The sequence below is a fragment of the uncultured Mucilaginibacter sp. genome (assembly GCF_937859865.1).
Taxonomy (GTDB): domain Bacteria; phylum Bacteroidota; class Bacteroidia; order Sphingobacteriales; family Sphingobacteriaceae; genus Mucilaginibacter_A.
In genome coordinates, this window is the sequence record NZ_CALMAT010000058.1 from 4,675 (window position 1) to 28,627 (window position 23,953).

General features: G+C 42.8%; 21 protein-coding genes and 1 pseudogene. 11 read left to right on the forward strand and 11 right to left on the reverse strand.

The genetic code is table 11. From position 1 onward, the window contains the following. A partial coding sequence (locus Q0192_RS06310; RefSeq protein ID WP_299287763.1) for a hypothetical protein occupies positions 1–239 on the reverse strand: 239 nt, incomplete at its 3' end. 25 nt (positions 240–264) lie between these two features. Between Q0192_RS06310 and Q0192_RS06315 the strand changes: the two genes are divergently transcribed. From Q0192_RS06315 to Q0192_RS06335, 5 genes are all read left to right on the forward strand, one after another. After that, on the forward strand, positions 265–1,059 hold the full coding sequence (locus tag Q0192_RS06315; RefSeq protein ID WP_299287766.1) for a PASTA domain-containing protein: 795 nt from the start codon (positions 265–267) through the stop codon (positions 1,057–1,059). Positions 1,060–1,066: 7 nt separating this feature from the next. After that, a complete protein-coding gene (locus Q0192_RS06320) occupies positions 1,067–1,375 on the forward strand; it encodes a rhodanese-like domain-containing protein (protein WP_299287769.1) in 309 nt (102 codons plus the stop codon). A gap of 12 nt (positions 1,376–1,387) precedes the next feature. Further along, the gene (gene mltG, locus Q0192_RS06325; RefSeq protein ID WP_299287772.1) at positions 1,388–2,443 is read left to right on the forward strand and encodes an endolytic transglycosylase MltG; all 1,056 of its coding nucleotides are present in this window, start codon (positions 1,388–1,390) and stop codon (positions 2,441–2,443) included. Then, positions 2,443–2,850 carry a thioesterase family protein gene (locus Q0192_RS06330; protein WP_299287775.1) on the forward strand — a complete coding sequence of 136 codons (408 nt, stop codon included), beginning with the start codon at positions 2,443–2,445 and terminating at the stop codon, positions 2,848–2,850. Before mltG ends, Q0192_RS06330 begins: the two co-directional genes overlap by 1 nt. Positions 2,851–2,934: 84 nt before the next feature. Beyond that, positions 2,935–3,879, forward strand: coding sequence for a YihY/virulence factor BrkB family protein (locus Q0192_RS06335; protein ID WP_366518141.1), 945 nt, complete (start codon positions 2,935–2,937; stop codon positions 3,877–3,879). A 2-nt stretch (positions 3,880–3,881) separates the two neighbouring features. Here Q0192_RS06335 and Q0192_RS06340 read toward each other — a convergent pair whose 3' ends face one another. Beyond that, the gene (locus tag Q0192_RS06340; RefSeq protein ID WP_299287781.1) at positions 3,882–4,208 is read right to left on the reverse strand and encodes a Rieske 2Fe-2S domain-containing protein; all 327 of its coding nucleotides are present in this window, start codon (positions 4,206–4,208) and stop codon (positions 3,882–3,884) included. Further along, positions 4,208–4,975 (reverse strand): hypothetical protein, encoded by a 768-nt coding sequence (locus tag Q0192_RS06345; protein ID WP_299287784.1) that lies wholly within the window; start codon positions 4,973–4,975, stop codon positions 4,208–4,210. Before Q0192_RS06345 ends, Q0192_RS06340 begins: the two co-directional genes overlap by 1 nt. A 149-nt stretch (positions 4,976–5,124) precedes the next feature. On the opposite strand from Q0192_RS06345, the gene Q0192_RS06350 reads away from it, so the two are divergent. Then, a complete protein-coding gene (locus tag Q0192_RS06350; RefSeq protein WP_299287820.1) occupies positions 5,125–5,718 on the forward strand; it encodes a 7-carboxy-7-deazaguanine synthase QueE in 594 nt (197 codons plus the stop codon). A gap of 36 nt (positions 5,719–5,754) precedes the next feature. Beyond that, a complete protein-coding gene (locus Q0192_RS06355; protein ID WP_299287787.1) occupies positions 5,755–7,647 on the forward strand; it encodes an OmpA family protein in 1,893 nt (630 codons plus the stop codon). A gap of 205 nt (positions 7,648–7,852) precedes the next feature. On the opposite strand, the gene recQ is transcribed toward Q0192_RS06355, so the two are convergent. After that, on the reverse strand, positions 7,853–10,048 hold the full coding sequence (gene recQ, locus Q0192_RS06360; protein WP_299287790.1) for a DNA helicase RecQ: 2,196 nt from the start codon (positions 10,046–10,048) through the stop codon (positions 7,853–7,855). 240 nt (positions 10,049–10,288) lie between these two features. On the opposite strand from recQ, the gene Q0192_RS06365 reads away from it, so the two are divergent. Next, entirely contained in the window at positions 10,289–11,374 is a 1,086-nt protein-coding gene (locus Q0192_RS06365; RefSeq protein WP_299287793.1) for a mannose-1-phosphate guanylyltransferase, read from the forward strand. 164 nt (positions 11,375–11,538) lie between these two features. Here the strand turns inward: Q0192_RS06365 and rlmB are convergent, their stop codons facing one another. Beyond that, a complete protein-coding gene (gene rlmB / locus Q0192_RS06370; protein WP_299287823.1) occupies positions 11,539–12,306 on the reverse strand; it encodes a 23S rRNA (guanosine(2251)-2'-O)-methyltransferase RlmB in 768 nt (255 codons plus the stop codon). Between the two features lie 310 nt (positions 12,307–12,616). Between rlmB and dnaB the strand changes: the two genes are divergently transcribed. Further along, positions 12,617–14,179: a replicative DNA helicase gene (dnaB, locus tag Q0192_RS06375; protein ID WP_299287796.1), complete on the forward strand. Its 1,563-nt coding sequence runs from the start codon at positions 12,617–12,619 to the stop codon at positions 14,177–14,179. A gap of 144 nt (positions 14,180–14,323) precedes the next feature. On the opposite strand, the gene chrA is transcribed toward dnaB, so the two are convergent. Together chrA and Q0192_RS06385 are read right to left on the reverse strand one after the other, a co-directional pair. Then, positions 14,324–15,523: a chromate efflux transporter gene (gene chrA / locus Q0192_RS06380; protein WP_299287799.1), complete on the reverse strand. Its 1,200-nt coding sequence runs from the start codon at positions 15,521–15,523 to the stop codon at positions 14,324–14,326. Positions 15,524–15,535: 12 nt separating this feature from the next. After that, positions 15,536–15,877, reverse strand: coding sequence for a tetratricopeptide repeat protein (locus Q0192_RS06385; protein ID WP_299287802.1), 342 nt, complete (start codon positions 15,875–15,877; stop codon positions 15,536–15,538). A 315-nt stretch (positions 15,878–16,192) separates the two neighbouring features. Between Q0192_RS06385 and Q0192_RS06390 the strand changes: the two genes are divergently transcribed. Both Q0192_RS06390 and Q0192_RS06395 read left to right on the forward strand, forming a co-directional pair. Further along, positions 16,193–16,795, forward strand: a complete 603-nt coding sequence (locus Q0192_RS06390; protein WP_299287805.1) for a bifunctional nuclease family protein — start codon at positions 16,193–16,195, stop codon at positions 16,793–16,795. 77 nt (positions 16,796–16,872) lie between these two features. Beyond that, positions 16,873–18,150, forward strand: coding sequence for a nucleoside transporter C-terminal domain-containing protein (locus Q0192_RS06395; RefSeq protein WP_299287808.1), 1,278 nt, complete (start codon positions 16,873–16,875; stop codon positions 18,148–18,150). A 275-nt stretch (positions 18,151–18,425) separates the two neighbouring features. Here the strand turns inward: Q0192_RS06395 and Q0192_RS06400 are convergent, their stop codons facing one another. From Q0192_RS06400 to Q0192_RS06415, 4 genes and pseudogenes are all read right to left on the reverse strand, one after another. Continuing rightward, on the reverse strand, positions 18,426–19,016 hold the full coding sequence (locus Q0192_RS06400) for an NUDIX domain-containing protein (RefSeq protein WP_299287811.1): 591 nt from the start codon (positions 19,014–19,016) through the stop codon (positions 18,426–18,428). Between the two features lie 133 nt (positions 19,017–19,149). Then, positions 19,150–21,525, reverse strand: a complete 2,376-nt coding sequence (locus tag Q0192_RS06405) for a TonB-dependent receptor (protein WP_299287814.1) — start codon at positions 21,523–21,525, stop codon at positions 19,150–19,152. Positions 21,526–21,725: 200 nt separating this feature from the next. Further along, a complete protein-coding gene (locus Q0192_RS06410) occupies positions 21,726–22,913 on the reverse strand; it encodes a glycosidase (RefSeq protein WP_299287817.1) in 1,188 nt (395 codons plus the stop codon). A 17-nt stretch (positions 22,914–22,930) separates the two neighbouring features. After that, positions 22,931–23,953: pseudogene (locus Q0192_RS06415) on the reverse strand (sodium:solute symporter); the annotation flags it as partial.

Below are 23,953 nucleotides of genomic sequence, written 5' to 3' on the forward strand. Positions count from 1 at the left end.
GGATTGAGAGAATTTACAGGATGGTTATCGGATGAAAAAAGGCAGGTAAAAGAAGCATCTTGACCAGAATTTGCAGGATTGAGAGAATTTACAGGATGGTTATCGGATGAAAAAAGGCAGGTAAAAGAAGTATCTTGACCAGAATTTGCAGGATTAGAAAGGGAATTTGCAAGATCAACAATCATTGCCTCAAAATTTAGCGAGGTTTTGATTATGTTTGAACCGGTCAATCCCATCATCCTAAATGCTTACAACTGCTTGTAAATGAGTTCTTTTTTCGAATACATCAAAAGTAAAACCTTCTTCATCAACCTGGCTATTGCCGCTTTTACCGTGTTGTTTGTGGTGCTGGTTGCAGCTTTTAGCTTAAATTATTACACGCGGCATGGCAGCGGCATCCCGGTTCCGAAACTGATTGACATGCAAATTGACCGCGCGACTGCTTTGTTAGACCAGCAAGGTTTTCAGTACAAAATTGATTCAGTGTATTTGCCCGATCGTGATCCCGGAACGGTGGTACAACAAGACCCCGACCCAAACACAAACGTAAAAGAGAACCGCACAATTTACCTCACCGTCATCACCAAATTGGCACCAAACGTAGGTTTGCCAAATCTGGAAAATGTTACTTTCCGCGAAGCACAAGCCACGCTTACCAATTTTGGGTTAAAGCTGGGCGATACCACTTACCGTTCTGATATTGCTTTGAACCGCGTTTTGGAAGTCCGTTTTGCAGGCGCAACCATCAAAGCCGGTGCAAAACTGCCCAAAGGCTCGCGCATTGATTTGGTTTTGGGCGATGGAAAAGGCGCCAGCGAGGTGGACATTCCGGACCTGACCAACCAGGAACTGGATGCCGCAAAATTTGTGATCAGCCAGTCGGGCCTAACTTTGGGCAGCGTTACTTACGAAGGCACGATTACCGACTCGACCAAAGTGGTGGTAAAAGCGCAGCAACCGATGAAAACCGATTCGACCGGCAAAGTCAGTATCGGCACACGCATCAACTTAACCGTTTCGCAAGGCGCGGCAACACCAGCAACATCAGCAACACCATAATTAATCAATGACGGAGGCGGAAGATATCGGGGCGGAAGAATTGTTAAAACGTTTGCAAAACGGCGGGCAGTTGAACCTGATTGACGTGCGCGAACCCATAGAGTTTGCCACTTTTAATATCGGCGGCCAAAACATTCCGTTAAGTAAATTAAACGCGGCCGCAAATGCGCTGCCTTTTCATCAAAACGAAGAAATAATTGTTATTTGCAAAATGGGTTTACGAAGCGAAACTGGCCAACAACTGCTGCGCGCGCAAGGTTTTAAAAACGTGCGCAACTTGGAAGGCGGCCTGCTGGCTTTGCACAAAATCCATTAATTTATCCTGAATATGTCTGAAAAAAACGACCAGAAACCGCATTTGCTCCGCAAGTTTTTGATTGCGCTGGGAATCCTGCTTTTACTGCTGCTGGCCTTTACCGGCTTTAATTATTATTTTAAATATTACGGGCCAAACGTAACCGATAATCAGGAGTATTTGTACATCAAAACCGGTTCCGGCTTTACCGATGTGTTAAAAACGATCAAAGAAAAAGGCATCGTAAAAGATACAACTACCTTTTTGCAAGTGGCTTACAGCGAGAAATACGAAAACCGCGTTAAGCCCGGCAAATACCGTTTGCACGACGGCATGGGCAACAAAAAGTTTATCCGGATGCTGGCTTTGGGCGAACAGGAACCAGTGAAACTGTCTTTTCAAAATGTGCGTTTGAAGGAGACTTTTGCTGGGATGATCGGCAAAAAACTGGAGCCGGATTCTGCTTCCATCATTCATTTGCTGGATTCGGCAGCTTACCTCAAAACGTTTGGTTTTACGCCCGAAAACGTTTACGTGATGTTTATGCCCAACTCTTACACCATGTATTGGAATGGTTCGGCCGAAAAGTTTTTTGCGCGGATGAACGATGAATACCAGAAATTTTGGACACCGGAAAGAAAAGAACAAGCGAAATCCATCAATTTAACACCGATACAAGTGAGCATTTTAGCTTCCATTGTGGATGCCGAAGCTTTGCACGATAACGAAATGCCAACGATTGCCGGCCTGTACTTAAACCGTTTAAACCGCGGCATGAAACTGGAGGCCGACCCAACCGTTATCTACGCTATCAAAGATTTTACGATAAAAAGAGTATTAAACCGCTACCTCGTTTTCAATTCGCCTTACAACACGTATATGTTTACAGGTTTGCCGCCCGGGCCAATCATGATGCCATCGGTAAACGCCGTAAAAGCGGTTTTAAATTACAAGAAGCACGATTACATTTACATGTGCGCCAAAGAGGATTTTTCGGGCTACCACAATTTTGCAACCAACAAGGCCGATCATTTAATCAATGCACGCAAGTTCCAACAGGCTTTAAACAGCCGCAACATCCGGCGTTAATGTTTACACACACCACCAAAACCAGAGTCCGCTACGGCGAAACCGACCAAATGGGCTACATGTATTATGGCAACTATGCCGAATATTTTGAAGTTGGCCGGGTAGAAATGCTGCGCAGTTTGGGCATGACTTACAGTGGCATGGAAGCATCCGGAATTATTATGCCCGTGGTGGAAATGAACTGCAAATACCTGAAACCGGCTTTGTACGATGAAGAAATCAGCATCAAAGTGATTATGGAAAAAATGCCTGGCGTCCGCATCCATTTTAAATACGAACTGTATAATGAAAAGGAGGAACTGATCCACCTGGGCGAAACGCTGCTGGTTTTTGTCAACCGCAAAACCAACCGCCCTTGCCTGCCTTCCGAGGATTTTCTGAACCGCGTAAAACCATTTTTCGTATAGCCTTAAAATATGTACTGGCCGCACAGATTTCTTCTCCGCTTTAACTTTTACCACTATTTTTTAAATTGGACAAAAGCACTGATTTTGCCTGGCTTTAACTCGTTGCCGCTTTATACCATTGCTGTTTTTTTCTTCGAAGAGATCAAAAAAGAATCACTGGTAAACAAAGCATCTGGCCTGGCCTACAACCTGATGCTGGCCATTTTTCCGGGCATTATCTTTATTTTCAATTTAATCCCTTACATCCCGATCAAACATTTCCAGGACAAGCTGCTATCGGTTTTGGAAACGGTAATGCCTACCAATACTTTTCTGGCTTTTCAAGGAACGATTGTGGACATTATCAAAAACCAGAACGGGCAATTGCTGTCGTTCGGGTTTCTGTCGGCCGTATTTTTTGCTACAAACGGCGTCAGTAATTTGATGGCTGCTTTTAATAAGTCGGCTTTAACTACCGAAACCCGCACCTGGATGCGTAGGCGATGGACTGCATTGGTTTTAACTTTACTGATCCTTTTTGCGTTTTTGGCTGGAATTACGATTATGATTTTCGGACAAAAGTTTATCGGTTTTACCCGTAACCAAGTGCACGGAAACAGAAGCGATATTCTTTGGGTTTCGCTTTTTGTGCTGATCCGCTGGACAATTGTGATCATGCTGTTTTTGGTAACGGTTTCTATTTTGTACCGATACGCGCCCGTGCATACACACCGGTGGAAGTTTTTTAGCGCAGGTTCTATCCTGGCTACCACGCTGGCGGTTTTAACTTCTTTGGGTTTTAGTTTTTACATCAACCATTTTTCTTCGTACAATAAAATTTACGGCTCAATCGGAACGCTGATTGTAACGATGATCTGGCTTTACCTCAACTCGCTAATTATTTTATTGGGTTTTGAACTGAATGCAAGTATTGACCTTTCTAAACAAAGCATCAAAATTGTACAGCCCAGTTTTAACGCTTTTAAACCGAAAAAACAGGTGGTAAAAGAAGCACCGCCAAAAACAGGGATGAACTACCGGCGGGAATGACTTTAAAACAAACGCCACTTCTTTTTAACCTGCACAAAAACGCCGTCTTCCCGAACCTCAACCGGAAACGTATCAATATAATCGCCTTGTCCGGCTGCTCCCCGTCCGGTTTCTAAACTGTATTGATAACGGTGAATCGGACAAATCAGGTTTCCATCTTTGCACCAGCCGCCTGCCAGTTCGCCTCCGGCATGTGGGCATTTTGAAGAAACTGCGTAAAACTTCTCTTCAACATAAACCAGACAAATATTATGGCCACCAGCTTTTACTTTTCGGATGGATGCTTCTTTTACCGGCATATTTTCGGCAACTTTTATCCATTCCGGCATCAGTATTCTACTTTCAGGTTCATCAACTGTGGCGTTTTTACAATTTCTTCAAAATTACTGCTTAACGTTAACTGCTTTTTATCGGGCGATAATTTGGCTTTTGCATTTCCGGTTTTTTTGATAGGCCGCGGAAAGTGCATGATCACCGAATAAGGCATGTCAATCAGCGCGGCTTTGGCCATGTTGAACATCGCTTCGTTCTGTTTAAAATATTTTCTAAACTTTACGGTATCCACTTTTCTGGAAAAATGTTTGGTGCCGATATCGTAGTTAAAATAATCTTCGTTGATGCCCATTCCACCGCTGCCTGAACTCGCCTGTATCACCTGCGGATCACTGATCAATTGTCCTATTTTTTGCTGCTGGGCAATAGTTGAAATGTGCGTTAAAAAATATTTTACCTCTTTCGGGCTTTTTGCTTCGTACTGCACGCTGGCCAGCATCTGTTTGTTTTTTAAGTTTAGTTTGAGGTGCAACAAAGTTGCCCGCGCCAGATCAACCTGATCGTTGTTTAATTTTTTACGTTCGGCTTCGGTTAAATCACTATAAAAATTGATGGCCGTATCTTTCGGCATTAAATACGAAGGCGACTGGCGGACAGAATCCGGCAGCAAATTGGAAAGCACCGAAACCGCCTTGCCCATATTAAAAATATAATTGATTTTGCAGGAGCCGTTTTTTTGAAAAACATAACGCTCTTCTACATTGGCGCACGAAAAAATGACCGATAAAAGAAGTATCCATACAGCAAAGTAAAGTTTATTCATGCGGCTTTTAATTTGAGAGTAATAATACTGATTTGGCTGGCATTAAAGTAAACATTCTGTCTGAAAATCCAGCCTTTAGAAACCGTTGCAGTGCTAATGTTTATATTTGCACGGTGATAACGACTTTAACAAAACCGGCCAGCGATACGATGCTTCCTTTGATGGAAGAGTTTTATACCATTCAGGGTGAGGGCTTTAACACCGGAAAAGCTGCTTATTTTATCCGTTTGGGCGGCTGCGATGTGGGTTGCCCGTGGTGCGATGTGAAGGAAAGCTGGGATGCCGGCCAACATCCGCTAACTTCGGTTGATACGATTGTGGAAAACGCTTCAAAGCATCCGGCAAAAGCTGTGGTGATAACCGGCGGCGAACCGCTGATGTACAACCTGGATTACCTCACGTCCGAACTGCAGCAAAGAGGGATTAAAACGTTTATCGAAACTTCCGGTGCGTACCCGCTTTCCGGTTCCTGGGATTGGATTTGCCTTTCGCCCAAAAAATTTAAAGCGCCAACGTCTTCGGTTTTGGCTGCTGCGGATGAATTGAAAGTGATCGTTTTTAATAAATCGGATTTTAAATGGGCCGAAGAACACGCTGCTTTGGTTTCTGCAGATTGTAAGTTGTATTTGCAGCCCGAATGGTCCAAAGCTGCCATCGTTACGCCGCTGATTGTGGATTACGTGATGCAAAACCCAAAATGGGAAGTTTCGCTGCAAACGCATAAATATTTGAACATTCCTTGATATATTTTTAACTTGGTTTCGTATAAACCAATTGTGATGCGATACCTGTGGATACTTCTTTTATGCCTGCCTTTTTCGGTTTTGGCGCAACGCCAATATGCAACGAATAACAAAGAAGCCATCAAATTTTATACGCTGGCCAACGAGAGCATCAATTATCAGCAGTACGAAAAAGCGGCCGATTTGCTGAAACAAGCCATTGCCACCGATGACGAATTTACGGATGCGCATTACCAGTTGGGCAGCGTTTATTTGTACACCCATCAGTATCCAGAGGCTTCCGTTCAATACTTAAAAACCATTGCCCTCAACCCAAATTTTAACCGCGCCGTTTATTTGAATTTAGGCAATGTAAATATTATGCTGGGCAAATATGCTGAGGCAAAAGAAGCATTGCAGCATTATTTAACTTTTAATGAAATCCAGCCGAAAGACCGCACAATGGCTCAAAAACTAATTGTTGATTGCGATTTTAGTTTGCTGGCCGTGCAGCATCCGGTTGAATTTAAACCAATTAATTTGGGCACTTCCATCAACACCAATGCGGATGAATATTTGCCCAATGTTACTGCGGATGAAAGCACCATCATTTTTACGCGGAAAATTGGCAACAACGAAGATTTTTACCAAAGCAAAAAACTAAACGGAAAATGGACAAATGCAGTTGGTTTAAGCGCCAAAATCAACACGCCTGAATTTAATGAAGGCGCGCAATCGCTCACGCAAGATGGCCAATATTTATTCTTCACAGGCTGTAACCGTCCGGATGGTTTGGGCCGTTGCGACATATTTTTATCCCGTAAAAACAGTACCGATTGGGACAAACCTTTTAATTTGGGCGCGCCAATTAACACGCCAGGCTGGGAATCGCAACCTTCCATCAGCGCGGATGGAAAAACTTTGTATTTTGTCAGCCTGAGAAAAGGAGGTTACGGTGGCTACGATATTTGGAAATCAACCATCACCGAAAAAGGCTGGAGCGAACCGGAAAACCTCGGCCCAAACATCAATACGCCTTACGATGAGCAATCGCCTTTTATCCATCCAGACGACCAAACGTTGTATTTTTCGTCCAACGGCTGGCCGGGTTTAGGCAGTAAAGATTTGTTTTTGAGCCGGAAAGGCAAGGACGGCAAATGGCAAAAGCCGGAAAACTTAGGTTATCCCATCAACACCAGCGGCGACGAAAACGGATTAACGCTTACGGCCAATGGTGCTTATGCTTTTTTCTCTTCCAATAATTTAAAAGGTGTCGGCGGTTATGATATTTACACTTTTGAAATGCCCGAAAATTTGCGGCCGAACGTGGTAACGTATGTAAAAGGCACGGTAAAAGATGCAAAAAGCAAACAGGCCATTGATGCCGATGTGCAGATTATAGATTTGAAAACCAACCAAACAATTTTTCAAAATGTAAATGCTTTAAACCAGGGACAATTTTTGGCTACGTTGCCCATTGGCAAAGATTATGGTTTGAATATTTCCCGTCCTGGTTATTTGTTTTATTCTGAAAATTTCTCGCTGGCCAACCAAAAAGTTGGGAAACCTTATCATATTGATGTGGCTTTGCAGGCGATTGAAGTGGGCAATAAATCGGTGTTGCGGAATATTTTTTTCGACACCAATAAATCGGATTTGAAACCGGAATCGAAAGCTGAACTGAACAAGTTGATTAGCTTTATGGGTTTGAACCCGAAAGTAACCATCGAAATTTCCGGCTTTACGGATAATGTTGGCGATGCAAAATCAAATCAAACCTTGTCTGAAAACCGGGCAAAAGCCGTGCAGCAATATTTAATTGCCAATAAAGTTGCTGCCGCCAGGTTAACGTTTAAAGGTTATGGTGCGATGCAACCTGTTGCCCTAAACACAACCGAAGAAGGCCGGAGCAGAAACCGAAGAACGGAGTTTAAGATTGTATCGTTTTAACCAATGCTTCTTTTACCTATAAAAAATTGGTGGTTGGTTATGATTGTTAGAAGCCAGATTTTACAAGCATAAAAGAAGCATTGCAAATAAATCTAATGCTTCTTTTACCGATAAAAAATTGGTGGTTGGTTATGACTGTTAGAAGATAAATTTTACAGGCATAAAAGAAGCATTGCAAATAAATACAATGCTTCTTTTATCAGTATTAATTTCCTAATTCCGACATAAACTTGATGCGCATCAATTGCAGTTCTTCGTGCGTATAATCATCAGAACCTAATTCTTTTAGAGCGTCTTCAATCGAATCAGCTTCTGCTTTTCGAAAGTAACCAAACACTTCTTCCTGGCGGTCTTCATCAATCAAATCATCAATGTAATAACTTAAATTGAGTTTGGTGCCGGAGTTGACAATGGATTCGATTTCCCGTAAAATATCTTCGTAGGATAAACCTTTGGAAGAAGCAATATCTTCCAAAGCAATATGCCGGTCAATGTTTTGGATGATCGAAACTTTGATGGCCGATTTATTAGCAGCAGATTTTATAACGAGATCAACCGGGCGGTCAATGTCGTTTTCTTCTACATATTTCTTAATCAGTTCGGTAAAAGCAGTGCCAAACTTCATGGCTTTGCCAGTTCCAACACCCGAAATCTGCTTCATTTCGTCCAGCGTAATTGGATAATGCGTGCACATTTCTTCTAAGGAAGGATCCTGAAAAATCACAAACGGCGGCAGGTTTTTTTGCTTCGCGATCTTTTTACGCAGATCCTTCAGCATTTGCAGCAGTTGTGTATCTAAAACGGCAGAACCTTGCGGTGTATCATCTTCAGACGCATCATCATCCGTTGGGCCCATTGGCCGGTTTAAAACCCATTTTTGTTCGTACGGGTTTTGAAGATAATCTTTGCCGAGGTCGGTTAACCTTAACAAACCGTAATAATCAATATCTTTTGCCAGAAAGTTGTTGAGCAAGGCCTGCCGCATCAGCGATTTCCACAGGTTTTCACCTTCTTCCACGCCCGAGCCAAATTCCGGCAATAAATGATGTTCGTAATTATGGATCTGAGGATTATCTACACCCATCAAAACACTGATGATATGGTGGTCGTCGAACTTTTCACCCAGCTTCAAAACCAAATTCAAGGCTTTCCGCAAAGGTTCTTCCACATTGAAAAACTCTTTTTGCGCCCGGCAATTATCGCACATATTGTGGCAATCTTTCGCATCAAAGTTTTCGCCAAAGTAATGCAGGATTTGCTTCCGCCTGCAAACTGCTGATTCGGCGTAATCAATCACTTCTTTCAAAATCTGTGTGCCAATTTCGCGCTCGGCCACCGGTTTGTCTTTCATAAACTTTTGCAGTTTATCAATATCTTTTTCTGAGTAAAAAGAAAGACAAATGCCTTCGCCACCATCACGGCCGGCGCGGCCAGTTTCCTGGTAATAGCCTTCCATGCTTTTTGGCACGTCGTGGTGGATCACGTATCGAACGTCTGGTTTATCAATGCCCATCCCAAAGGCAATCGTCGCTACAATCACATCCACATCTTCCATTAGGAATTTGTCTTGCGTATCGGCACGCACTTTCGGGTCCAGACCTGCATGATAAGGCAAAGCTTTGATGCCGTTTAAGTTTAAAGCTTCGGCAACTTCTTCTACTTTTTTACGGCTGAGACAATAAATAATCCCTGATTTTCCCTGGTGCTGCTTTACAAAACGAACAATCTCTTTCAATACGTTTCGCTTGGCGCGGACTTCATAATATAAATTGGTGCGGTTGAAGGAAGATTTGTACAAAAGCGCATTGTTCATTTGCAAGTTCTTCTGGATGTCCTGCTGCACTTTTGGCGTTGCGGTTGCAGTTAACGCGATGATCGGGATATTATCGCCGATGTTGCTGATTACCTGGCGGATTTTTCGGTATTCCGGCCGGAAATCATGTCCCCATTCCGAAATACAATGCGCTTCGTCCACAGCTACAAATGACAATTTTACCAATTGCAAAAAATCTACGTTTTCCTGCTTGGTCAAAGATTCGGGCGCAACATACAGCAGCTTTGTTTTGCCGGTAATCACATCTTCTTTTACCCGTGCAATTTCTGTTTTGTTTAACGAGGAGTTGAGGAAATGCGCCGTACTGTCTGATCCGCCAAAAGCCCGCAATTGGTCAACCTGGTTTTTCATTAGTGCAATCAGCGGCGAAATAACGATCGCTGTCCCTTCGCTCATTAAAGCCGGCAACTGGTAACACATGGATTTACCGCCGCCTGTTGGCATGATTACAAACGTATCTTTGTCTGCCAGTATGTTTTCTATGATGATTTCCTGATCGCCTTTGAAATTATTAAAACCAAAAAAACTTTGTAAATTGTCAAAAAGCGATTTTTTTGCCTCTGTCATTATCTCCATTAAAATTATTTATTTATTAACTTTCAATTTAAAACCTTTTAATTGAAAGAAAAATCGTATGCGAATTTAACTTTTTTATGCAATAAAAGAAGTACCAATTGTAAACTTATACGTTTAAATGATGATCTTTTTGCTTTGAATGCACGTAAACAGGCTGGTGCAAATGCCCGCTAATCCAACTATTTTTCACATCTTCACACCCAAAATTTACACTCACTAAGATTAACTTCTATGAATAAGAATTATTATGCCATCATTATGGCAGGTGGCATTGGCAGCCGTTTCTGGCCAATCAGCAGGACTTCTTATCCCAAACAATTTATTGATATTTTAGGAACAGGGAAAACTCTGATCCAACATACTTACGACCGTTTTTTAAAAATCTGCCCTAAAGAAAATATTTACGTCGTAACCAATGATATTTATATCGAACTGGTAAAAACGCAATTGCCGGACATGGAATACAGTCAGATTTTGGGCGAACCTGTAATGCGTAACACCGCGCCTTGTGTTGCTTATGGTTGTTTTAAAATCTTGAACGGAAATGAAGATGCGGTAATTACGGTTGCGCCTTCTGACCATTTAATTTTGGACGAAGCCAACTTTGTAAAAACCATCAACCAATCCTTAGAAACGGCCGAAAAACACCAAAGCCTGATTACTTTAGGCATCAAACCTTCACGGCCGGACACGGGTTACGGCTACATTCAATACACAGAAGAAGCGTTGGACAACGCTTTTTATAAGGTAAAAACCTTTACCGAAAAACCAACACTGGACATTGCCACAACCTTTATCCAAAGCGGCGACTTTTTATGGAACGCCGGGATTTTTGTGTGGAGCGCCAAAGCCATCACTAAAGCTTTTGCCCAATATTTGCCAGACATGAACGAGATTTTTGAAGAAGCCAATTCGGTTTATAACACGGCGGACGAAAAGGCTTACGTTTCGCGGGTTTACCAGCAATGCACCAACATTTCGATTGATTATGGCATTATGGAAAAAGCGGACAATGTTTATGTGATCCCTTCGGAGTTTGGCTGGTCGGATTTGGGGACCTGGGCTTCCGTTTATCAATTGGCAGAAAAAGATGAACAGGGAAACGCAGCCATTCCTTCAGAAAAAGTGATCCTTTACGATTCTTCCAATTGTATGGTCAACGTGCCGGACGAGAAATTGGTGATTATCCAGGGTTTGAACGATTACATTGTGGTTGAAGCAAACAACACGCTTTTAATTTGTCCGAAAGACCAGGAACAGAACGTGAAGAAAGTGGTGGCCGATGTGAAACAGAAGTTTGGGACGGTTTATATTTAGGAGGCTGAAAGCTTTCAGCAATCAGCCACTAACTATTCTATACTGTTTTTATCGGCATAAAAGAAGCATGATTGGAAGCTGATTGTTGAAAGCTAAATGCTGATAGCTATCAACTATTTTTATCGGCATAAAAGAAGCATTGCAGGAAAGCTGATTGCTGAAAGCTAATGGCTGAAAGCTAACCTTTGCCTAATTGCCTCATACAAAATAACACCTGTCGAAACAGAAACATTCAACGATTCTATTTTGCCAAACATGGGGATTTTGGCCAGATGATCGGCAATACGGATCAGTTCGTTCCCAATTCCGTCTTCTTCCGAACCCATAATGATGGCCGTTGGCGAAGTATAATCCGGCGCATAAATATCAGCATTTGTTTTTTCAGTACAACAAACCAATTGCAAACCCGAAGCTTGCAGAAACTGCACAGTTTGCAGCAAATTCTGGTGGCGGCAAACCGGGATTTGGTACAGCGCGCCGGCAGAAGTTTTGATCGCATCTGCATTAATTTGTGCCGAATTTTTTGTCGGTAAAACGATGGCATGTACGCCGGAACATTCGGCCGTTCGGGCAATCGCGCCCATGTTGCGCACATCGGTTATGCCATCCAAAACCAAAACCAGCGGCACTTCTCCCCGCTCGTAAATTTGCGGGATAATGTCTTCTATTTTTTGATAGGTAATTTCTGAGATTACCGCAATAATTCCCTGGTGGTTTTTTGAAGTAATGCGGTTCAATTTCTCAACCGGAACTTGTTGCGCTGTTAGCTGATATTCGTTTAAAACAGTTTTCAGTTCATGAAACAATTCTCCGCCCAAACCTCTTTGCACATACAACGCCTCGACTTCTTTGCCCGAACGGATCGCTTCCATCACGGCACGGATGCCAAAAACCATTTGGTTGCTTTCCTTTTTAAACTGCGGGCGCTGCATCATTTTCTTAATCAATTTTTGTGCGAAAGTAATTATAAAAATAGCCAAAGAAGGCGATTAATACCGATGCTTCTTTTATCGGCATAAAATTGTTAACAGCTTTAACAGTTATCCACACTGCTTCAATTGCTTCATATTCAACCTAAAATAAAATTTATAAGCATGTTGTTAACAATAGTTGTGGAGAAGTCTACAATAACCTTTTTGCTTTGTGAGTTAAAAAGCAAGGTTTTGGCTAATAGAAAAGTATTCAACACCGTTGGTTTTTCAGAAAAATATTTACCGCCCAATTTTGTTTATTTTTGATGTTATGAGTTCAGAAAGCGAAAACAGTTTAAACAGATCAGGCACCTTCAATCCCGACCGCCGTTCGCGGTTTACCAACCCAACGCCGAGCAGCAATTTGGGCAAACTGCAACCGCAGGCAACGGATTTGGAGGAAGCCGTGCTGGGCGCGCTGATGCTGGAAAAAGATGCGTTATCTTCTGTGATTGATATTTTAAAGCCGGAAGTTTTTTACCGCGACAGCCACCAAAAGATTTTTTTGGCGATAAAAACACTATTCGAAAAAACTTCGCCGGTTGATATTTTAACCGTAACCGCGCAATTGCGCCAGCAAGGCGACCTCGAAATGATCGGTGGCGCTTATTATATTACCGAACTCACTAATCGGGTTGCTTCTGCGGCCAATATCGAGTTTCACTCGCGCATCATTATCCAAAAATTTTTACAGCGGGAATTGATCCGGATTTCTACGGAAGTGATCAGTCAGGCTTACGAAGACACCACCGACGTTTTGGATTTGCTGGACAAAGCCGAGAAAAACCTCTTCGACATCGCCCAAAATAACCTGCGTAGAGATTCGCGAAAAATGGATGACCTGATGCACGAAACGCTGAAGGAAATGGAAGCGCTGAAAAACAAAAAAGACGGTTTAACAGGCGTGGCTTCCGGTTTTACCGATTTGGACCGAATGACTTCCGGCTGGCAAAAATCAGATTTGGTGATTATTGCTGCGCGACCGGCAATGGGAAAAACGGCTTTCGTTTTAAGTTGTGCGCGAAATGCTGCCGTTGATTTTAACAAACCGGTGGTGGTGTTTTCGCTGGAAATGTCGTCCATCCAATTGGTTAACCGTTTGGTTTCCGGAGAAACGAATATCGAGCAGGAAAAAATTCGGAAAGGCAATTTGGAAGAGTGGGAATGGCAGCAAATCCACTCCAAAATTGGCCGCTTAGAACAAGCGCCGCTCATAATTGACGATACGCCGGCGTTGAACATTTTTGAGTTTCGTGCCAAATGCCGCAGGTTGAAATCCCAACACGATATCCAAATGATCATTATTGATTATTTGCAGTTGATGCAGGGCAAAGGCGAAGGCAAGGGCGGCGGCAACCGCGAGCAGGAAATCGGCAGTATTTCGAGGGCTTTAAAATCGGTTGCCAAAGAATTGAACGTTCCGGTAATTGCACTTTCGCAGTTAAGCCGTGCGGTAGAAAATCGTCCGGGAGGTTCAAAACGACCGATGCTTTCGGATTTGCGGGAATCAGGTTCGATTGAGCAGGACGCGGATATGGTGCTGTTTTTATACCGCCCGGAATATTACGGTTTGGAATTTGATGAAGACAACAACCCAACGCAAGGTGTCGGCGAAATCATTATCGCGAAGCACCGTAACGGAGAAACCGGCCGCGTGCGGTTAAAGTTTGTGGGCAAGTATGTAAAGTTTACCGATTTGGACGACACCTCCGGCGATTTTTCTCCTGCCAGTGCTTCTGCCGGTTTAAAACCTTCTGCAGAATTTGAAAAGCCTAATAACTTTATTATCCGTCCATCAAGAATGGATGACATGGAGGATGAGGCGCCATTTTAAGAGTTGGTTTAAATTTGTACAAGAAAAAATAATAATGCTTCTTTTACCCTATAAAAATTGGTGTCTGTATCGCTTTAAATAAAACTAAATGTTTGCCAATTTTTATGTGATAAAAGAAGTATTTAACTTTAAACAAGCTTCCAACTAAAAAACCACACTCAGCAACAGTGCAACCAAAATCACAAATGGTGTTTTTATCGGTGTAAACTGAAGCAATAAAAATGTGCCTGCCATCAAGCCAATTCCTAATACATTGGTGGAAAAAGGTTTGGCCAGAAACAAAAAAGCGGCAACCATAAAACCAACGGCAACGGCGTTGATGCCGCTTAATGAATTACGGATGCGGCTGATTTTTTTCAAATCGTCCCAAAACGGAACGATAAACAGAATCAAAATTAAACCCGGCAAATTGATGCCCAGCATGGAAATGAAACTGCCGGCAATTTGTCCGCTGACACCGTAACCGCGGTTGCCCAACGTTAACCCACCGATAAAAGAAGTAAAGGCAAAAGTTGGACCCGGCAAGATTTGTTGCAAGGCATATCCTGATAAAAACTCGGGGTTGCTGAGGTAATGTTTCATCTCTACAAACTCGGTAAACATCAACGGGACCAAAACCTGGCCTCCACCAAAAATTAAAATGCCATTGCGGTAAAAATTTTCAAACAAACGGATAGGCAAACTATACGGCGAAGTTTGATTGACCACCGCCCCTAAAACCGCAAAAAACAATAAAATGCCGATAAAATAAATTACTTTTCGTTGGTTGATATTGGCAAACAGTTTTACGCGCAATGCATCTTCTTCCGGTTTGGCTTCAAAAGCAGAAGAAATAATGCCGCCCAGCATAATTAAAATCGGGAAAGCATAAGCACTGCGCAAAATCAAGGTGGCCGCCATTGCTGAAACGGAAAGCAGAATGCTCAGTTCTGATTTTAAAAATTTTCGCCCGAAAGTATAGGCCGCACAAGCCACAATCCCAACCGTAACCGGCTGAATAAACCGGAAAGCATGGGTAAACATCCCTTTTTCCACAAACATTTTGTAGCCAATGGCAGCAATGCACATGATGGCTGCCGAAGGAATTACCCAGATAAAAAAAGCAAGCAACGCCAAACGCAAACCGCCAGTTTTCCAGGCAATGCCAACCAAGGTTTGCGTAGAAGAAGGGCCGGGCAAAATTTGCGAAAGTGCGTTCAGTTCCATCAGTTCTTCTTCCGAAACGTAGCGCCGCTTTTCTACAAATTCCCTTAATAAATAAGCCAAATGCGCTTGCGGGCCGCCAAAAGCCAAAAAGGTGTAAACCAGTACATCCCGCAAAAATAAAGTATGGCGCTTACTCAAAACCTTCTGGTATTAGTCATCTTCGTACTCGTCCTTCCAACCGGTAAGTTCCTGATAAACGCCTTGCAATTCAGAAAAAGCATGGTTATCATTTGCTTGCCGGGCAATGGCCATCCCTTTTTCATAAGTAAAAACAGCATCGGGTTTTCGGCCAAGCGCTTCGTACAACTTCCCCAAATGGTAATAAGTGCCCACGTAATCCGGATGGTTGTTCACCAAATCTTCGTAAAACGCCAACGCTTTGTCTGTATCGTTCAACCTAAGATATTCTGTGGCGAGTGCGTATTTGAGAAATTCGTCTCCTGGCTCGTCATTAAAAAACGCTAAAAGCTTGTCCAGTCGGGTTTGCTGCATCTTAAACAGGTATTTTTTTTATTTTTGCAAAAAAGCAGTTTTAAAGTTATCAGCAATAAAAGCCTGACAGCAGGCAAAAATAACTTTTACTGCTAACAACGCGCAATTTAAGGCAAATGAAAAGCAGGTTAACTCAACTTTAACATTTACAGTTCGAGATTGATTGAAAAGAATCCGAAAAAATGGTGCTAAAAACAGTATCAAATTCTTCTATCATTTTTAAAAACCGTAATGAAATGCCAACGTTGAACTACAACAATTAAACAAAGGGTACAGGCAAAAATTAAAAAAAGCAGCTTGGTGATGGGCAATAACATGCAAAAAATAAAATTAGATATTGTAGGCTTGTCTTACAGTCAAACCCAATCCGGCGCGTATGCATTGGTTTTGGGCGAAATCAGCGGGCGGCGGCGTTTGCCAATCGTGATCGGCAGTTTTGAAGCGCAGGCCATTGCCATTGAAATTGAAAAGATGACGCCCAGCCGCCCGTTGACGCACGATCTTTTTAAAACCTTTGCGCAGGCTTATCACATTACCATCCAGGAAGTGATCATTTACAATTTGATTGACGGTATTTTTTATTCTAAATTAATTTGCTCGGATGGTAAAAAAACCATGGAAATTGACGCCCGCACTTCGGATGGGATAGCCATGGCCGTTCGTTTTAACTGCCCGATTTATACGTACGAATTCATTTTATCTTCTGCCGGAATTGTGATCGAAGGGAACGATTTTGTTTACCTGGAAAATATCAATGCCGATCCGCAGGAAGAAAAAAACATCGCTGCCGTGGCCAAAGGTTATACTTCTTTTAGCACCGAAGAATTGGAAGTGAAGCTGAAAGATGCCCTGGCCGAAGAAGCTTACGAAAAAGCCGCAAAAATCCGTGATGAACTGACACGTCGCAAAGCTTCCTGATTTTTTCTGCTGAAATTTTCGGTAATTCCCGATCTTAATTTATAATTTCCGCTTTATTTTAAAGCTGAATAGCGTGTATGGAAAGATTTACCGGGTTGATAGGCGTTGTACTGATTTTTGCCCTTGCTTTTTTATTGTCCAACAACCGGAAAGCCATCAACTACCGGATTGTACTTTCAGGCCTGGCCATTCAGTTGCTGCTGGCCGTTTTTATTTTAAAAACTTCAGTTGGCAAACACGTTTTTTCCTGGCTGGGCGAAAAGGTTTCCAAACTGCTGGATTTCTCTCACGTTGGCGCCACCTTTGTTTTTGGCCCGCTTACCGACCGTTTATTTCTGAACAAAGCTTTCGGGCCAGAAGTTAATACCATTTTCTTTTTCAGCATCATCCCAACCATCATTTTTGTAGCCGTTTTAGTGAGCGTTGCTTATCATTTGGGCATTATGCAGCGCGTGGTAAAAGCGGTTGCCATTGTGGTTTACAAACTGATGGGCGTTTCCGGGGCCGAAGCGCTATCTAACGTGGCCAGTACTTTTGTGGGCCAGGTGGAAGCACAAATCATGATCAAACCGTTTTTAAAAGGCATGACCATGTCGGAACTGCTGGCTTCGATGGCCGGAAGTATGGCTTGCATTGCTGGCGGCGTGATGGCGGTATATATTTCTTTTGGTGTTCCGGCGGAGTATTTGCTGGCGGCAAGCATTATGGCAGCGCCCGGTGCTTTGGTAATTTCGAAGATTGTTTGGCCGGAAACCGAAGTATCCGAAACAAAAGGAAAGGTTTCTTTGGAGATCAAAAAAGCGGATGCCAATCTGGTGGATGCGATTTCGCACGGTGCAAGCGACGGTTTAAAAGTGGGCCTGAATGTGATTGCGATGCTGATTGGTTTTATCGCGATTATTGCTTTGGTGGATTACATTTTGGGAAAAATTGGCTTTTTTATGGGCAATAACCTGCACGCCAGTTTGGGTTTTATCGGCATTGATTTAAAAACTTTAAGCTTGAAACAAATTCTGGGCGCTTTGTTTTCTGTTTTTGCCTGGTCAATGGGCGTTCCGGGAAAAGATGTGCGTACTGTTGGCTCTTTGATGGGAACGAAAATGGTTTTGAATGAGTTTGTAGCTTATCTCGAACTAATTAAAATCAAAGCCAGCTTAACGCCAAAAGCTTTGTTGATTTCCAGTTTTGCGCTTTGCGGATTTGCTAACTTCAGTTCTATCGCTATACAAGTTGGCGGGATTGGAGAATTAGCGCCAGAACGCCGTCATGATTTGGCAAAATTGGGCATGAAAGCTTTGATCTGCGGAACGCTGGCTTCTTATTTATCGGCTACGATTGCCGGTATTTTGATGTAGTCGGTTGTCGGTTTTGAGTTTTAGGTTCTGCTCTGATTTCCTTGCATAATCCGGTCGAACGCATTCTTCGGAAACTTTGAGCCTTTTTATTTTCTACACAAAATCCTCATGCTTCTTTTACCCTATAAAAATTGGTGTTGCATCAATTTAAATGAACAGAAACCAGATGCTTACCATTTTTTAGGCGATAAAAGAAGCATGGAAAATAAATTCTAAAACAGCCACTTAATTTGATGCCATAAAAAAAGCATTGATCAGAAATTATTATTTAAAAACTATCCCGCCAAACCTTGCCGGTTCATAAAAAAATCCTGCAACAAAATAATGGTTTTGGCATCCCGAAATGCGCCTTGCTGCAACTTTTGGCGTGCTTCTGCATAATTCATTTCTACGGCTTTTACGTTTTCGCCTTCATCTTCCAAACCGCCGCCTTCGCCAATTTTTGATTCCAAATTGTATTCGCCGATAAAAAATTGCAGCAATTCTACATCGCCGCCCGGCGAAAGGTAAGCTTCCCCCACTTTTTTTACGTTTTTGATGGCGTAGCCCAATTCTTCTTTGGCTTCGCGGATGGCGCCTTCTTCTACTGATTCGCCTTCATCTGTGAGGCCTGCACAAACCTCAATCAAATCGCCTGATTCGTTTCCGTTAAAATAAGTTGGCAAACGCAATTGCTTGGTCAACAGCAGCTTTTCTCTTTGCGGGTCGTACAGCAAAACAGCAGCCCCGGATGGGCGGTGATAAACTTCGCAGTCGTTTTGCTGTGGCTTTCCATCCCTGCCGGTGGTTTCGTAGGTTACGTTTTCTAATTGATACCTGCTGCTTTCGGCCAGTTTTTGTCGGTCTATAATTTTAATTGCTGACATGGTTTAATTTTCAGAAAAAACAACAAAAACCGGATGAGGTTTCAATCCATGTAAACAAGAAGAAAAAAGGTTAACTAAAAGAAGCATTGCCTGGGTTTGTTCTGTCAGCAAAAAAACAGGGATAAAAGAAGCATTAAAACCTTTGGCTCAACGAAACGCCGTAAGTACGCGGATCGCCCAAATGTGTTGCGCCAAAATCATAAGCATAGGCAATGTATTTTTTGCCGCTCAGGTTGCGTTCCCAAAAACTAATGTTGAAATTTTTTACGCCGATGCCAAAAGTGCTGTTGAATAAATGATACGGTTTCTGCTGGATGGTATTGGCCAAATCAAAAAACTGATCGCCCACATACAACCATTCGCCCCGCACAAAAAACTTTATTTTCTGCTTGCTGCTGATTTCACGGCTGTATTGCAAAGCCGTCATGGAAGTTGCGTTTGGCGAAAAAACCGGACGATTGTTTGCACCGCTAAAAGGCTGGCCGTTATTTGATAAAACCAAATTGGTGTACCTGGCATCGGTTAAACCAATGTTGCTATTAATTTCCAATCCTGCAAACGGCGTTGCGGCCAGTTCCAACTCCAAACCTTTGCTGTGCAGTTTTCCTACATTTCGGGTAATGGTGATGGCATCTGGCAAAATCAATGTGGGCACTTGCGCATGGTTGACCGTGGTATAAAAAGCCGTAAAATTTAAGCGTAAACGGTTATCGAAAAAAGTATTTTTAGAACCAATTTCAAAATTATTGCTGTATTCGGGCTGATAAGCGTACAAAGGCGGCTGTGATGGATCGGAAGAAAGTTGGCTGATGCCGCCCGTTCTGAAACCACGGCTGTAATTTCCGTACAACAACTGGTTTTCGGCAACACGAAAAGCCAAACCGGCCTTGGGCGAAAACGCGTGGTAAGCAGTTGCCGAAGCAGTATCAGGTTGCGTAACGATTGCTTCCTGCCCGTCCATCTGGAACTCGCCTTTGATCTGCTCTTTTTGATGCTCATAATCATAACGTATGCCCAACGTTAAATCAAGTTTTTGCGTTAAAGCATAAGTTCCCTGACCGTAAACCGCAACGCCAAAACTTTTGCCCAAATTGGTATTGATGCTGGTAAAATCAGCAATGGGCGAACCAACCAAAGCGGCATCATTGCCAAAATGTGTGCCTTGCTTCACCGGATTGTCCTGATAAAAACTGTAAATACCGCTTGCCCACGTCAAAGCCGAATTGGTTTTAGCAGGCGAAGTAAACCGAAACTCTTGTGTTAAAACCTGAACTTTGTTAAACTTGCTGCCATAATTATTAACGATAGAAACAGCATCGGCAGCAGAAAAATCGCCATCAACCGGTTGCTGGTAATAACGATGGTTGGACTGATAAGCCGATTGCGAGGTGAAATTGAAACCCGGCCCGGAATACTGAACCGACAAAGAAGAATTGAACAAATTATCAACCATACGGCCAATAGAATTTTGATTGATTTGGTAAGGGTTATTTAAAGCTTCATCCGGACTGATGGCTAAGGGAAATGCACCGTTGTTCCGGTTTTCGGTATTTTTCGCATTCAGCGTGATCATCCAATTTTGGCCTGCCAGGTATTTTAAAAAATAATTGCCCATAAAAGTGTGCTGCCGGTCGAATTTGGTGTTGTTGAAAAGATTGGTGTAAAAGCCGTCCAAATGGTTGTACAAACCCGCAATGCCGAAATACAATTTATCTTTTATAATCGGTGTCCGCAAAGCCAAAGTGTAGCGCTGTTTGCCGTAATTTCCCAGTTCTATTCCTGCCGAACCTGTTGTTTCATTGGTTGGTTCGCGGGTGATGATATTAATGATTCCGGCCATGGCATTTCTTCCATATAGAGTTCCTTGCGGCCCTCTTAATACCTCAATCCGTTCTACATCAAGCAATTGGGAAATATAAGTATCCAGGCCAAACTGCGCCACACCATCAATATAAGTACCAACGGCCGGGTCATAAGAGGTGGTTGAAATCCCTCTGATTGAAGTAACATTACGCTGATCTCCGGGATTAGCCGAATACAAGTTTGGCACGATACCAGTCAATTCGCTGGCGTTTTGCAGCCGGTATGCTTCTATTGCCCTGGCTGATAAAGTGGTGATGCTGACGGCTGTTTTTTGCGGATCTTCGTCTCGTTTTTGCGCCGTGATAACCACTTCGCTTAATTGCCGGCTTTCTTCAGGCAAAGTAAAATTGATGTTGTTTTTTTCTGCATTAATAGCAACCGTTTTGATGGTTGAAGAATAACCGGGCGCACTAACCTGAACCTGGTAATTGCCGTAATTAACTGGTGTAGAAATCCGGAACTCGCCTTTTTGGTTAGTTACGGCAGTTAAACCTGTATTTAAAATGAAAATCTTTGCCTGGTTAATTGGTTTTGCCTGAAGATTGGTTATGGTTCCTGTCAGGGTTTGTAATTGCTGACTATGAACCTGAAAGCTTAACATTAATAAAAAGGCAAAGGCAAAAAACGCGTGTATTGGTTTATTCATTTCCGGTAAAGGTTTTAACTTGATAAGCGGCTCAATTTTAAGCAAAAATAAGTCGGCCTCAAGTTGTTTAATCTCAAGGCCAACCGGAAATGTTTTATCCAGCAAAAGTACTTCACCAATTTTATGCCGGTAAAAGAAGCATCGGCATAAACCCTTCTACCAAAACATTTTTCTTATAGAAACTCAATGCTTCTTTTACCCTATAAAAATCGTTGGTTTTGCTGAACCAATTTATTAATGGATTTGACCGTGTCGGCAGAAGTAAATTTATCTTCGGGCGTATTGATTACATAATCTACTAATTGCTTAATGGTGCTGGTAGCCACATGCATCCGCGTATCCGAAGAAGCGTAATAGATGAAAACTTTGCCGTCGTCATCTGCAATCCAACCATTGCTGAAAACCACGTTGGATACATCGCCAATCCGTTCATCACCTTCCGGCGCAATAAAATAACCGTTTGGTTTATGGATGACTTTGGTGAGGTCGTGCAAATCCGTCATAAACAAATACAACACATAACGCAAGCCCGCAGCCGTATTCCGTACACCATGCGCCAAATGCAGCCAGCCTTTTTCTGTTTTGATAGGTGCCGGGCCTAAACCGTTTTTAGCTTCATAAACCGTGTGGTAAACTTTGCGGTCAACCACAATTTCTTCGTTTACAATGGCCGGGTTCATCAATTCTGAAACGCCGAAACCAATGCCGCCGCCGCTTCCGGCTTCAATAAAACTATCTTGCGGACGCGTGTAAAAAGCATATTTTCCATCCACAAACTCCGGGTGCAAAACCACGTTTCGCTGTTGCGGCGAAGGTGTTTTGAGATCGGGCAAACGCTCCCAGGTTTTTAAATCGTACGTTCGGGCAATGCCGCATTGTGCAACGGCAGAAGACTGGTCGCCAGGCGTAGCTGAAGGATCGCGACGTTCGGTACAAAACAAACCGTAGATCCAGCCGTCTTCATGCTTTACCAAACGCATGTCGTAAATGTTGGTGTCAACGGGATTTGCGCCTTGCGGCATTGCTATCGGGTAATCCCAAAAAGAGAATTGATCAATACCGGTCGGGCTTTCTGCAATTGCGAAAAAAGATTTCCGGTCGGCACCTTCCACCCGAACCGCTAAAACATATTTGCCTTCAAACTTAATCGCGCCGGCATTAAAAGTAGCATTGATGCCAATGCGTTCCATCAAAAAAGGGTTTGTTTCGGGGTTGAGGTCGTATTTCCAGAAATACGGAACGTGGGCAGCGGTTAAAACCGGATGATCAAACCGGGCAAAAATGCCATTTCCGCCTGCTGTTGCTGTATTTTTTTGGTTGATCAATTGCTCGTACCGATTTTTAATTTCGGTTAAACGGGCATCAAAATCTATTGTCGTATCCAACATTTCTATTTTTTATAAAATTAATTTTCGAGTTTGTCCCACCAGGTTTTTTTCAGGATGAGGACGATCACCACAATCAGCGAAACGGTAATCAGCAAAGGTAGTTTCATCCAAAGGATAACATACATGGGCAAAATGGTAAAACAAGCCTGTGCAATAACACCAATTACCACGTTAAACATATCCAGTTTAAACCTTCTATTGCCGATAAAAGAAGCATCGTCTGCCACCACCAATTGGTGTATTGGTTTCCAAAACCCCCAAGGACGAACGGTGCGGTAAAACTTTTTCAAAACCTCAGTATCAGTTGGCGGTGCCGAGTAAGTCCCGGCGATACAACCGATGACAGAAATAACAAACAGCAAAGGCCAATTGTACAAATCCAGGCTGAAAAAGACGGAAGGGAACCAGACTTTTAAATAAGGCATCAGCAAAGCCATGACGATACCGCTGGCCATTCCCCAGAAAAAACCGTTGGCATTAAAGCGCCACCAATACCATTTTAACACGTTGGCCGCAATGTAGCCGCCGTACAACCCGCCCACAATCCATTGCAAAACACTGTTTACATCTTTTGCAAAAAATCCCAATGTAACCCCTAATATCACCACCACAACGCCAACCAAATAATTCATTGAGATGATGGCTTTGGTTGGCGCGTTCGGGTTAACGTATTTCAGATAAATATCGTTTACTACATAAGCTTGTGCTGCATTTAAAGTTCCGGAAAAAGTGCCCATAAATGCGCCTAACAATCCGGTCAATACAATCCCTAAAATCCCAACCGGTAAAAAGTTATTGATGGCGCCGGGCAAGATTCGTTCAAAATCTGTTCCGCCGCCCGGTGTAGCCAAATCAAGCTGGTTGTAATAAAGCAAAGCCAGAACGGTTAAACCGATGACCATGGAATAGCGGATAGGCAGCAACATGATGGATACAAAACCCGTCATTTTGGAAGCGTCTTTTGGTGATTGTGTGGAAAGCATTTTTTGCATATCATAATTTGGTGCCGGGCCGGCCCAACTTGCAAAAACGCCTTTAAA